This window comes from Lentibacillus salinarum (assembly GCF_042679865.1).
In the GTDB taxonomy this organism is placed as follows: domain Bacteria; phylum Bacillota; class Bacilli; order Bacillales; family Amphibacillaceae; genus Lentibacillus; species Lentibacillus salinarum.
On sequence record NZ_JBHTNH010000014.1, the window covers coordinates 14,201 to 27,061 of the forward strand.

13 protein-coding genes and 1 riboswitch are annotated in these 12,861 nt (G+C 46.2%); of the genes, 4 read left to right on the forward strand and 9 right to left on the reverse strand.

Annotation, left to right across the window (positions count from 1 at the left end):
* Positions 1 to 81 precede the first annotated feature (81 nt).
* From ACFQ4A_RS07060 to ACFQ4A_RS07090, 7 genes are all read right to left on the reverse strand, one after another.
* A complete protein-coding gene (locus tag ACFQ4A_RS07060; protein WP_382398981.1) occupies positions 82 to 399 on the reverse strand; it encodes a hydrolase in 318 nt (105 codons plus the stop codon).
* Between the two features lie 143 nt (positions 400 to 542).
* Entirely contained in the window at positions 543 to 1,373 is an 831-nt protein-coding gene (locus ACFQ4A_RS07065; protein ID WP_382398983.1) for an ABC transporter ATP-binding protein, read from the reverse strand.
* Positions 1,374 to 1,462: 89 nt separating this feature from the next.
* Positions 1,463 to 2,947: an o-succinylbenzoate--CoA ligase gene (locus tag ACFQ4A_RS07070; protein WP_382398985.1), complete on the reverse strand. Its 1,485-nt coding sequence runs from the start codon at positions 2,945 to 2,947 to the stop codon at positions 1,463 to 1,465.
* Positions 2,948 to 3,034: 87 nt separating this feature from the next.
* Positions 3,035 to 3,853 (reverse strand): 1,4-dihydroxy-2-naphthoyl-CoA synthase, encoded by an 819-nt coding sequence (menB, locus tag ACFQ4A_RS07075; RefSeq protein WP_382398987.1) that lies wholly within the window; start codon positions 3,851 to 3,853, stop codon positions 3,035 to 3,037.
* A gap of 37 nt (positions 3,854 to 3,890) precedes the next feature.
* On the reverse strand, positions 3,891 to 4,691 hold the full coding sequence (menH, locus tag ACFQ4A_RS07080; protein WP_382398989.1) for a 2-succinyl-6-hydroxy-2,4-cyclohexadiene-1-carboxylate synthase: 801 nt from the start codon (positions 4,689 to 4,691) through the stop codon (positions 3,891 to 3,893).
* A gap of 4 nt (positions 4,692 to 4,695) precedes the next feature.
* Positions 4,696 to 6,432, reverse strand: coding sequence for a 2-succinyl-5-enolpyruvyl-6-hydroxy-3-cyclohexene-1-carboxylic-acid synthase (gene menD / locus ACFQ4A_RS07085; RefSeq protein WP_382398991.1), 1,737 nt, complete (start codon positions 6,430 to 6,432; stop codon positions 4,696 to 4,698).
* A 3-nt stretch (positions 6,433 to 6,435) separates the two neighbouring features.
* Positions 6,436 to 7,821 (reverse strand): isochorismate synthase, encoded by a 1,386-nt coding sequence (locus ACFQ4A_RS07090; RefSeq protein WP_382398993.1) that lies wholly within the window; start codon positions 7,819 to 7,821, stop codon positions 6,436 to 6,438.
* Between the two features lie 175 nt (positions 7,822 to 7,996).
* Here ACFQ4A_RS07090 and ACFQ4A_RS07095 point away from each other — a divergent pair, with 175 nt between their 5' ends.
* The 3 genes from ACFQ4A_RS07095 to ACFQ4A_RS07105 are packed head-to-tail and all read left to right on the forward strand — an operon-like array spanning position 7,997 to position 9,618.
* Positions 7,997 to 8,926, forward strand: a complete 930-nt coding sequence (locus tag ACFQ4A_RS07095) for a 1,4-dihydroxy-2-naphthoate polyprenyltransferase (protein ID WP_382398995.1) — start codon at positions 7,997 to 7,999, stop codon at positions 8,924 to 8,926.
* A gap of 23 nt (positions 8,927 to 8,949) precedes the next feature.
* Positions 8,950 to 9,333, forward strand: coding sequence for a hotdog fold thioesterase (locus ACFQ4A_RS07100; RefSeq protein WP_382398997.1), 384 nt, complete (start codon positions 8,950 to 8,952; stop codon positions 9,331 to 9,333).
* A 15-nt stretch (positions 9,334 to 9,348) separates the two neighbouring features.
* Complete coding sequence (locus ACFQ4A_RS07105; protein WP_382398999.1) at positions 9,349 to 9,618, forward strand: hypothetical protein; 270 nt, start codon at positions 9,349 to 9,351, stop codon at positions 9,616 to 9,618.
* A gap of 105 nt (positions 9,619 to 9,723) precedes the next feature.
* On the opposite strand, the gene ACFQ4A_RS07110 is transcribed toward ACFQ4A_RS07105, so the two are convergent.
* Both ACFQ4A_RS07110 and ACFQ4A_RS07115 read right to left on the reverse strand, forming a co-directional pair.
* Positions 9,724 to 10,314, reverse strand: a complete 591-nt coding sequence (locus ACFQ4A_RS07110; protein WP_382399106.1) for an ECF transporter S component — start codon at positions 10,312 to 10,314, stop codon at positions 9,724 to 9,726.
* Between the two features lie 197 nt (positions 10,315 to 10,511).
* A riboswitch (FMN riboswitch) is annotated at positions 10,512 to 10,660 on the reverse strand.
* A 431-nt stretch (positions 10,661 to 11,091) separates the two neighbouring features.
* Entirely contained in the window at positions 11,092 to 12,120 is a 1,029-nt protein-coding gene (locus tag ACFQ4A_RS07115) for a M20/M25/M40 family metallo-hydrolase (RefSeq protein ID WP_382399108.1), read from the reverse strand.
* A 171-nt stretch (positions 12,121 to 12,291) separates the two neighbouring features.
* Between ACFQ4A_RS07115 and ACFQ4A_RS07120 the strand changes: the two genes are divergently transcribed.
* Complete coding sequence (locus ACFQ4A_RS07120; protein WP_382399001.1) at positions 12,292 to 12,855, forward strand: thioredoxin family protein; 564 nt, start codon at positions 12,292 to 12,294, stop codon at positions 12,853 to 12,855.
* The last annotated feature ends 6 nt before the right edge of the window (positions 12,856 to 12,861 follow it).

Below are 12,861 nucleotides of genomic sequence, written 5' to 3' on the forward strand. Positions count from 1 at the left end.
GAGCCCTTCCGTCTTCAGTGAGCGCTGAATTTTTGGTAAAAAAATAGGAATAAGACATGTCGCTTATTCCCTGGTCGTTGATCACATCCGGTTGTCTGTTAACACACCCATGCTTTCAATATGCTTTTTGGTTTCTTTATCCCCGAGCTCATAAATCATTTGAAAGGCAGCCGTTATGCCGGCATCGTAATTATCATTCGGTTGATCATTATGGTATGGCCTAATCGGGACATGCGCTCGCCAAAAAGCCTGTCTATCCGAAATATGCATACCATCCAGTCGTTGCCGCAATTGACGTGCTTCATCTTCCGTAGCATAAATCACAAACGCATCGTTATTATCATATCTGACTTGGGAAATTTCGTGGCTTCCCGTGTTGATATAAAACTTCTTCTTCATGGTCAGCACCTCCTGTTATTAATTTGTCTTAAAACAGGGGTAATTATGAATGAAAGACAAAAAAACAGTACCCTTATGTCACGTTGTCAAATAAAACAAAATCCCACCAGCCTAATCTGTTCAGACGATGGGATTTATATGTTTCAGTTAGCTGCCGGCTGTTGAAGTCCGGCTTTGTCAGCCAATATGCAGCGGCCTCTTCCATGCGGGATACACATCGGTGTCCCAAACATCGGGTCAAACGTCACATCACACTTCATTTGAAACACTTCATGAACCAAGTTGCACGTGACAATTTCTTCCGGTCTCCCTTGCGCAAAAATCGTTTTGTCCTTAATGGCCACAATATGATGTGCATAGCGGCAGGCAAGATTTAAATCGTGCAGTACCATGACAACCGTGCGCCCGTCTTTTTCATTTAACTCAAATAGAAGATCAAGCACATCAATCTGGTGGGTCATATCCAGATAGGTTGTCGGTTCATCAAGCAAAATAGTGTCCGTTTCCTGTGCCAGTGTCATAGCAACCCAAGCCCGCTGCCGCTGCCCGCCGGAAAGCGAATCAACCGGGCGGTCCTTAAATGCCAGCGTATTGGTTGCCTCGAGTGCCTGATGAACAGCCCGATCATCTTCCTTGGACCACTGTTTGAAAAAACCGTGGTGCGGATGCCTGCCCTGTTTAACGAGTTCCATGACACTTAAGCCATCAGGCGATGCCGGACTTTGTGGCAAAATAGACAATTTTTTCGCTACGTCTTTCGTACCCATTTTGGCAATATCTTCCCCGTCCAGCACCACATCGCCGCCTTTTGGCTTCAATAAGCGGGCCAATGACCGAAGCAATGTCGATTTCCCACAGCCATTACTGCCGATGAATACGGTAATTTCACCCTTGGGAATTGTTATATTCAAATCATCAATGATGATGTCATCACCATAACCGAGCGTTAAATCTTGTGCCGATAACGTCTGCATCGGAATCTCTCCCTATGTCTTGCATTATCTTTAGAACGAACTGGCATACATATGTAAAGCGATATATGCCGCAACCATTTACTTCTTACCTACAGTTTATTTCGTATTCGGCCATAAGTCAATGACTTCCGAGAATCATTATCATTTAGATGCTCGGCCAATTTGCTCCGAACCAATTTGTTGGAAGCATTACGCGGCAGTTCATCTAAAAAAATAATTGCTTTCGGTATTTTATAACCGGCCAAACGCTCGCGGGCAAAATCCAAGATCGCTTCCGTAGAAACGGATGCTTGTCGGCGAACAACAAACGCGACAGGAACCTGGCCCCATTTTTTGTCCGGTTTACCAACGACACCTGCTTCATGAATACCATCAAACGAAGCCAGCACACTTTCAATTTCTGTCGGATAAATGTTTTCCCCACCGGAAATGATCAGATCTTTGCGCCGGTCAACGACATATAAAAAGCCATCCTGATCGGTATAGCCGAGATCACCGGTTGCCAGCCAGCCGTCAATGATCGACTTGTTGGTTGCCTGTTCACGGTTAAAATAACCCTGTGTGACCATTGGGCCTTTGACAAAAATTTCGCCCACCTCATCCCCGATAGCATTGATCTGCAACTGGGCGGGAAACAACGGCTTTCCGGATGAACCGAGTTTTTCCAATGCATCATCCGGACTTAGTGTTACAATTTGAGATGACGTTTCTGTCATACCATACGATTGAAAAACGGGCACTTGTTTGGCCTTCGCTTGTTCCAGCAATGATTTCGGTGCCGGACCACCGCCGAGCAACATGCACCGGAACGTATCCGGGTAGCGTTTGTCCCCCAACAGCGTAAGCAGATCGTTGACCATCACGGTGACAACGGAAGCAATCGTGACACCTCTTGTCATAATCGCATCGTGAACGAGCTGTCTGTTATAATGTTCCATTAAATAAACCGGCATACCATAAATGACACTCCGGATCAGGATTGCTAAACCACCGACATGAAATATCGGCAGGACGGCAAGCCATTTATCCCGGGCTCGCAGGCCAAGATTCAGCATCGATCCAACTGCACTCCACCAATGATTGCCGTATGTATGAACGACACCTTTCGGAAAACCGGTTGTACCTGATGTATAAATGATCGTGAAAACCGCATCCAGATCAATTTCCGATTGCAGTTTGCCTGTTCGTTCCGGCAACTCCCAAACGTCTGAAAATTTATGGAAAGTTGCGTTTAGGTTCCGGTCGTGAAGCTGGCCCAACACAAGGCTGACGCCGGCATCATTCAGCTGATCATTTAATTCCTGCTCAGTCAACCGGATGTTCAGCAAAACAGCCACTGCACCAAGATACGATAACGCATGAATCGCCACAACCATATCGATATGATTGGCAGACAGAATCCCGACTTTCGTATTGTTTTGCACACCAAGGCCACTTAATTTCCGGGCAAATGACTGGCTCTTGTTTTTCAGTTCCAAGAAAGTACAAGTATTGCCATCAGGTCGTTCGATGGCCGTTTGATTAGGTGCCAGCTCAGCCTGTTTGGAAAGCCAATGGGGAATAACTTCAGCCATATGTCTTACCTTCTTTCATAGCAAAATTGTAGATAAACCGAAAGCCTTTGCCGCTTAGCAGCAAAGGCTTGGTAATCATCTGTAACATTATGGAAAACGTGGAAATTGTTTGAAATCAGGTTTGCGTTTTTCTTTAAACGCATCACGGCCTTCTTTTGCCTCGTCAGTCGTGTAATAAAGCAATGTAGCGTCACCGCCCATTTGCTGCAACCCAGCCAAACCGTCCGTGTCAGCATTGAATGACGCTTTCAAGAACCGGAGAGCGGTTGGTGATTTCGCCAGCATTTCGTCACACCATTGCAATGTTTCCTCCTCCAGTTTTTCCAGCGGTACCACCGTGTTGACCAAGCCCATTTCATAGGCTTCCTCGGCATTGTACTGACGGCACAAATACCAAATTTCCCGGGCGCGTTTATGCCCGACCATCCGTGCGAGCAGCCCGGCTCCATATCCGGCATCAAAACTTCCCACTTTCGGGCCGGTCTGACCGAAGATGGCATTGTCAGCAGCGATGGTCAGGTCACAAACGACATGAAGCACGTGCCCGCCACCAATGGCATAACCGGAAACCATGGCGACAACAGGCTTTGGAATGGTACGAATAAGACGCTGCAGATCCAGAACATTCAGTCGTGGTACGTGATCTTCACCAACATAGCCGCCGTGTCCACGGACTGACTGGTCACCGCCGGAACAGAACGCCTTGTCACCGGCTCCGGCCAGAATGATGACACCAATTGATGAGTCATCGCGGGCATCGGCAAACGCATCAATCATTTCATTGACGGTAAGCGGTGTGAACGCATTACGCTTTTCCGGGCGGTTCATCGTCACTTTAGCAATGCCGTCGTACTTTTCATAAATAATTTCGTTGTACTGTTTCGCTTCTTCCCATTGAACAGTCATGTTATGCCTCCTTAAATTGTTAATATGTACAGCCATTTTAACTGGACTGCAAATATTCATTCACTATTTTACCAAAAGTCGCCGGTTGTTCCACGTGAATTGCATGTCCCGCACCTTTAATGACGATATGTTCAGCTTCGGGCAGCAGCCTTTCCATCGCCTGGTTAAGATTGATGAATTTTTGATCCCACTCACCGGTCAGCAGCAAAACAGGCAGACGGAGCTGCTCCAACAGGCCCCACCAGGAAGGCTGTTTCCCCGTTCCCATATACCGCAGTGACTGGGCAAGTCCCTTCTCAGAATGTGATAAGCGCTCAGCTCGTAATTGGTCACGGACTGCTTTAGGCAATTGTTTCTGTGATTGAAACAGCGGGATATTCTCCCAGTAGGCTACAAATGCTTCGATCCCATCCAGCTCAATCCATTGTGCCAAGTTTTCATCACGCTGCCGGCGGGTTTCACGTTCTGTTTTACCATCCAACCCGGGTGAAGCACTCTCCAATATGAGTGATGCGACACGTTCTGGATAAACAAGCGCAAACGACAGGGCCGCTCGTCCACCCATGGAATAGCCTATAAGGTACACCTGTTGCCATTCCAGTTCATCCAATAATCCAGCCAGATCACGGCAAAACGTCTCCATCGTTTTGGCAGGGTCTTGTCCTGTTCGGCCGTGACCAGGTAAATCAAGGGTTAGTACCTGAAACGTATCCGCCATATCCTGTATTAAATTTGTCCACGTGCCAGCCGTCCCGGTAAACCCATGCAGCAGAACGACTGGCTCTCCATCACCTTGCAGTTCATACCAATAAGCTGTCCCATTAATCGTCACATGCATATCATCACGCCTTTAACAGTGATGTTTCGATAGCCTGCCATTTGCGGCGATGCCATTCCATATTAGCGGTCCGATCAGTGTTCACCTCTATAACCGACAGACCATCATATTGATAGCTTTCACGGAGCGCCTGCTTCAATTCCGGAGCACTAGCGGGCCGCTGATAGGAGCCGCCATACATATTAACAGCATGCTGAAAGTCAATATCCGGCGGCGTCCCAAATAATGCTTCAAAATGCGCTTGATGATTAACTTGCGGCAAAAAGGAAAAAATGCCACCACCGTTATTATTGACCACAAGAATCGTGATATTGAGATCGTAGTGCTTGGCCGCCAGCAGCCCGTTCATATCATGGAAAAAGGACAAATCACCAAGGACAAGGGTGACAGGCTCTCCCGCGGCCGAGGCACCAAGACCACTGGAAACCATGCCATCGATGCCATTAGCTCCACGATTTGCCAGCACGTCCACTGATTTATAGGTTGTCATGAAAAAGGTGTCCAGATCCCGAACAGCCATACTATTGCCGACATAGATACTGCTTTCATCCGGAACGACTTCCAGCAAACGGCGGACCGCCTCTCCTTCTGTAACCGTATCCCGATCATCAGAGGCCAATAAATGATCTTTCGCCGTCTGATTCATCTGTTGCCACGTTTCCAGCCAGTCGGCATCAGACGCGCCGTTACCGCATCTATTTGTCAGATCCTGGCATAACAAAGCTGCATCAGCATAAATCCATTCTGTCCGATTGCCGGCAGGCTCCCGGTATCCGGCCGTGTTTTCCACGACAAATTGCGGAATGTCGTGATTTTCTCTGGCATAGAACAGATAGGCTTTTGATACTGGCATGGCGCCAAAGCGGATAATGAAATCAGGCTTGAGCCGCTGCCTTAGTGTTTCACTTCGTAAAATGGCGTCATAGCCTTCGATGATCACACCTTTATCGTGCTGCCCGGCTCTTACTTGTGATAATGGATCAGCAAGAACGGGCAATCGCCAAGCCCTTGCAAATGCCGTTACCGCTTGTGCAAAGGCCGGATCTGTCTGTGGACCGCAAACGATCAGTCCTTTTGATAAACACTGTAATTTGCCACTCAGTGCATCAAGTTGCGCCGGATCGAGACGACGTTTCCCGTCAGCTGCTGTATAAAACGATATATCATTCTGGTCGCCCCACACGTTTTCCAATGAAAAATCGGGGATTAATGGCTCCCGGTATGGAAAATTCAAATGAACAGGGCCCGAGTTGCCTCCATTGGCTGTAAGAACAGCCCGTGATGCTTTATTTCGTGCGTAAGCAAGCATATGGTCATCAGCTTCAGGAAGCGCCATTTCATGAAACCATTTAGCATAATCACCGTATAATTTAAGCTGTCCGATTGATTGCGGCGCCCCGACATCACGCAATTCATGCGGCCTGTCAGCAGTCAGGACAACAAGCGGCACACGGCTGTAATACGCCTCGATAATCGCCGGAAAATAATTGGCAGCAGCCGTCCCTGAAGTACAGACAATGGCAACACCCTTCTGTTGCTTTTTGGCCATTCCCAGCGCAAAAAAAGCAGCCGAACGTTCATCAAGCACAACCCACTGGTTCAATCCGGGATGTTCGCTAATCGTCATCGCCAGCGGTGTGGAACGAGATCCCGGTGAAACGACAACATCCGTCAGTCCGCTTTTGAATAATTCGTCAACAAAATTCGCGGTATAGCGTGTCAATTTTTCAGTATGATTCATCGGTCAGCCTCCCAACACGGACAGCATTGGCTTAAATTTAATATTGGTTTCGTCATATTCTGTTTCCGGATCCGAATCTTTCACAATCCCGCAACCGGCAAAGAGAGAGGCCTGATCTCCCCGAATCAGCCCTGATCGGATAGCCACGGCAAATTCGCCGTTCTGATTACTGTCAAGCCAGCCGACAGGAGCACCATACCACCCTCTGTCAAGTGCTTCATGACGCCGGATAAATGCGAGCGATTCGTCACGCGGGACGCCCCCGAGCGCAGGGGTTGGATGCAGTTTTTCTACAATGTCAAAGATACTGTAGCCATCTAGTAATGTTGCCGTTACAGGTGTATACAGATGCTGCAAATTTTTTAACGGATAAATAACCGGCTCGTCCGGAATAGTGATATCCGTGCAATAATGTGCCATTGATTGTCTGATCATTTTCACGACAAAGTCATGTTCACGTCTGTTTTTTTCATCGTGAAGCAAGTTGTCGGCAATCTCAGTATCCTGCTTTTTTGTGTTCCCACGCGATGCTGTTCCAGCTAGACAGGTGGACAATATAGTGTCTGTTTCCTGCTTCACCAGTCGTTCAGGGGAAGCCCCTACAAAACAGTCACCGTTACGTTCAAAAGCGAAAACATAGCTGTTCGGCTGTGTCTCAATCAGTTTATTTAATACAGCCGATATGGCAGCCTGATCTGTCAGTTTCACTTGCAATTCCCGGGCGAGGACGATTTTTTCGGCATGCTGCTGTTGAATGGACTCGGCAGCAAACTTGACGGTTTCCTTCCATTCACCAGGGGCCACTTCCTGTTGCGCTTCAATATGTGCGCCTTTAGGCAAGTCACCAGAAGCCCCCATTAAAACAGCTTCCATTTGCTGCAGTTTACGTTCCAATTGCAGCGGATGATCGTTTTCTTGTACTTGGATATTGATGGTTAAATAGCATGTATTTCCCTGTTTTGTCAGCATAAATGCTGGGACAGTTAATGCCAGCTGCGGAAAGTTTTTCCATAATAGGGATTGTCGTTTCGCCGGATCAAATGACATGCCGCCCAAAGCGAGCAGCCCCGTGCCGGGCGTCTCATAGGGATTGTGAATAACGGCGTCATGTCGTAGTTTTTTCCAGGATATTTCGGCCTGCTCAACCCGATCTGTCTCAGCTTTGACATCAAATGCACTGCCAACACCGGCAATACAAAAGTCTTCCGCCGTACTTGACCAAAACGTTCGGTCCATCGACAGCTTTTTTGCTGCCTCAAAAAAAGCAAGCGGATCGGTTGGCCTGATTTTTTTTGTCATACTCATCAACGGCGACGTATGACGTTCCTTTGCCCTGTTAATGGCTTTATCAAGCATTGTGTGACGTGATGTTTCTTTTACCTCTATCATCTATATAAACCTCCGTGATCTTCTACCATGACAAAGTACCATATCTATTTTATTCTTTTTTCACATGTTCCTCAAGGAATGCTATTTAAACATGACAAATCATCGACAATTTGGATTGACACGCCACAGCGAATTGCCTAAACTTGTAGTGATATGAGTAAAGGAGAGAGGAACTGTGGATTCCATAACCTCAATAAAAAACGAACTTAATGAGAAAAGCGGCTTCCAAATCTGGTGGCGGCTTTTGCGCCCGCATACACTGACCGCTTCTGTCATTCCGGTTTTTGTCGGCACGATGTTTGCGTTAACCGGTCACGAGATTAATCTACTGCTGTTTCTGGCTATGCTGCTGGCCTCCATATTGATCCAGGCGGCAACTAATATGTTCAATGAATACTATGATTTTGTTCGCGGCCTGGATAATGAGCAATCGGTCGGAATCGGCGGGACGATTGTCAGGGACGGTATCTCACCCATAACAGTTCTGGGCATGGCGTTTACTTTTTTTGGCGTTGCCATTTTGCTTGGTGTGTATATCTGCATCGCGTCAAGCTGGTGGATTGCTGCCATCGGTTTAATCTGTATGCTTTTTGGTTATTTGTATACAGGAGGACCTTTACCAATTGCCTATACACCATTTGGTGAGCTTTTTTCCGGTTTCTTTATGGGAACAGTCATCATCGGTATCAGTTATTATATCCAAACAGCCACCTTGACAAGCACGGTCATCTGGCTGTCGATTCCGATTGCCATTTTCATCGGTGCTATCATGATGTCCAACAATATTCGTGATTTGGATGGTGATAAGGAAAACGGCCGGAAAACAGTCGCCATCCTGTTGGGACGAAAGAATGCTGTCCGCTTCCTGGCAGCCATGTTTATGAGTGCCTACTTTTTAACAGCCATCTATATTGTTGCCGGCGTTTTACCAGTATGGTCAGTATTGGCCTTCTTAAGCATTATAAAAGCCACTGATGTCATCAAAAAATTCCGCGGGAAAACCAAACCGTTGGAAATGATGCCGGCCATGGCAGCAACGGGAAAAACAAACACCCTCTATGGATTGCTGCTCGGTGTTTCGCTTCTGGCCAGTTATCTATTCTGACTGTCACAAGGGGATGCGCATAAATGGATTATGAAAATACACTACTGGAAGCGCTCGGCATCGAAACCGTATCGCTTGAACAGGATCGGGTAATCATGACGATGCCTGTTGACCATCGGACGCATCAGCCGGCCGGACTTTTACATGGCGGCGCCAATATCGCCCTGGCTGAATCAGCTGCCAGTATCGGCGCTTTTTTAAACGTTGATGCCGCTAAATACAATGTATTTGGCATCGAAATTAATGCCAACCATGTTAAAAGTAAACGTGAAGGCAACGTTACGGCCACGGCAGAGCCAGTCCATAAAGGCAAAACAACGATGGTCTGGCAGATCCGAATAACCGATGAACACGGTAATCTGATCTGTCTGTCACGCTGCACAATTGGTATTGTTCCTAAAAAATAGAAACGAGTCATGCCAATGCTGAGTAACGAACAACGTCAATACACAAGCCCCAATGGAGAGACGGGTGAATTATCCGATTATGATAACCACCCCGGCGATATGGCAACAGAGCAGTTTGAACAGGAGCGGGATGCTGGTCTGAACATGGATCGCTCCAACTATTTGCAGGAAATAAAAAGAGCTTTGGAACGGATTGACAATGGCACATACGGCGTCAGTGAAAAATCCGGCAAACCTATCCCTGTAGAACGACTCGAAGCAGAACCAAGAGTTGATGAACAATAAACGAAAGGACTGTCCATATTTCAGACAGTCCTTTCGTTTATTTGTTTTCAGCTGATACACGAAATAAAATGAAAAAAGGGGTGCCTCTCGCGACACCCTCTTTTCCTATGCTGCTGCATTCGTTTGCTTTTGTTCGATCCACGTTTTCATTTTGATAAATAAAGGCACAAACAGGATGCCAACAATAATACCTTTTAACAAGTTAAATGGCAGCACACCAGCTGAGACGGCGATCCATTTGGCAGTTGTTCCCGCCATTTCCGGTGCACCAATGAACCAGGCATATGCCGGCAAAATCACATAATAATTAAGAATACTCATGCCGATTGCCATCACAATCGTTCCTGTGACAAGCCCCGATACAATGCTTTTGGTTCCTTTATATTTGTGATAAAGCAGTGCTACCGGCACGACAAACATGATACCAGCCAGGAAATTTGCTGCAACACCAATCGGATCACCGGCGCCGGAAACAAGCAGATATAATACGTTCTTAATGGCTTCCACCACGACACCAGCCATTGGTGAAAAAATCAGGGCTGCTATCAAAGCAGGCACTTCACTGAAGTCAATTTTCAAATACGCCGGCAAAAACGGCAGCGGGAAATTCAAAAAAAATAACACGAGAGAAATCGTCCCCATTAGGGCCAGAATAATTGTTTTTAACAGTTTTGATGATTGAACACTTTTTTGCATCATCAATCGCCTCCTTCATCCTGTTCGATTCACACCTTTGTCTGATGAAGGATAAGCCGCATTCGCTGACAGGCAGTTTCCCGGAACTGTCATTCTCATGGTTTCCCTGACATACAAAAAACCCTAAAACCTGTCAGGGGCTTTAGGGAATCAGTTCACAGAAAAAAGTCAAGATAAAACCTGCACCTTTTTCGGCTTGCCATCTTCTCCCATCCAGACTGTAACTGTCGGTTCCGGACTTACACCGGATCCACCGCTCTGTTTGACAAAGCGGGTCACGGACTTGAAACATTCGATCATGCTCCTTACCGTCGGTCGGGAATTGCACCCTGCCCCGAAGATGTGAAATCGATATCGTATTTTAAATGTATTATACAATGATTTTATGTATTTGAAAAGATCTATGCTTCAATTTCTTGTTTTCATGACGCTGAAACAAATTGAAAATACTCCCGGGATGCGAAATAACGCTTTTTTGTCATCATTTTAAACTTAACAAACCCCTTCAAACACTGGCATAGCAACATCTCAATAGTTACCTCGCCTTTTAACCTATCAGCACCTTTCCCGTCCCGATTAAATAGACCCACTAAAAATATCCATTATGACAATATCTCAAACTTCTATAAAATTATGGTTGATAAGACCCGTTCAAGGTCAAATAACTGACAAATCCGAGTATAATGGCCAGAAATTAAAAGAGGTTTACACAGGTACTTTCGTTTCCAATATAAAAGCCCCAAACCTGCAGCGGTTTGAGACGTTTATAAGCTGGCTCTAATCAAGTGGATTTAAGCTTTCTTCACCGGTCAAATCAGCAATCATCGTAACCAGTAGTTCAATTTCCTCTTCCATGTCTTTCAAACTGGACGTTTCCACTGGTGAGTGCATATATCTGAGCGGGAGGGACACCAATGAAATCGGCACGCCCGCTCCGGTCAGGCGCATGCGATCTGCATCCGTTCCGGTCATCCTTGATGTCAATTCATATTGGACTTTCATATTCAGCTTGCGAGCGGTTTTTTCTAGCAGCTGATTCATTTTAATATTAATCGGCGCTCCTTTTGCCAAAACCGGACCGCCTTCAAGCTTGACATCACCATGTTTATCTTTATCCACTGCCGGATAATCCGTGGCAAAGGTAACGTCAACGGCGATTGCCATCGTCGGTTCAATCCCCGCAGCTGCAAAGTAGGCACCGCCCATATTCGTTTCTTCGTTGACGGTACTTGCAGCATACACCCCAACATCACAGCCCTTATCTGACAGCCGCTTTAGCACCTCAGCCACTATAAACGCACCCGTCCGATTATCAAGGCCGCGTCCAGATATGTATCGATCCATCAGAAATTCCGGCTCTGTTTTATAAACAGCCAAGTCCCCGATTTGCACATGCTTTTCCGCTTCTTCCTTCGATTTATAGCCGCAGTCAATAAACAGATCCGTCAGTCCGAAGTCATCCTTCAGACCGCCATGATGTTGGGCGTTAACGCCAATCACACCGGTAACTGCTTCACTAAAACCGAGAGTGGTGACTTTCATGCCGACAGCGGCTTTTGGGTTGATGCCGCCCATTTTATCAAAATGCAAAAAACCATTATCATCTATGCGATTGATAACAAGCGCAATCTCGTCGCAATGACCCGCCAGCAGCACTTTAAATGGTGCATCCGGATTCAGAATGCCAATAGCGTTACCGGCATTATCCGTTCTCATGTCATCGGCAAAATCCTGGACATAATGCATCCATTTTTTCTGAATAGCCATCTCACTGCTGGACGGGGACGGCGTATTTAAAAGTTCCATCAAAAAATCCCTGTTTAACTGTGTCACAAAAATACCTCCTTGTTTAAATGCCATTTCATCATAGCAGATTTTTCCCAAAAATGTGGGAGAAGCCTCGTTTAAAACGTTTCTGTTTACGTTATCAACCTGATTGGGTACACTTAACAGCAGAACAAAAAGGAGGCCAACATAATGAACTTGAATGAATGGTTTGAAAAAGGAATGGATCCTGATACATATATCGAATCAATGCGGGAAAACAAACAAAACCTGTTACATATTTATGATGCGTATACACCTCCGGAAGACAGTGCATTTATGCAGCAACTGTCGAGTCAAAACTTACGCGTGATCGTTCTGACGGAGGACTGGTGTGGTGATGCCATGCTGAACATCCCGATATTGCTTCGTACTGCGGAACAGGCAAACATGCCGGTCAAACTTCTTTTGCGCGATGACAACCTTGACTTAATGGATCAGTATTTAACGAATGGTCAATCCCGTTCGATTCCGATTTTTATATTCATTGATGAGAATGGGAATGAAGTAGCCAAATGGGGACCAAGAGCTGAGAAAATCCAGCAGTTTGTGAATGAATCACAAAATAATCTGCCACCCAAAGATGATGACACCTACAAAGAAAAAGCAAACGAAATGTATTTGTTCATGTCTAAATCGTTCCGGGACAATACAGACTTTTGGGAGACAGTCTATACCAGCATCCGGTCAACACTAAAGAGCGCGCTGAATCTTTAAACGAAT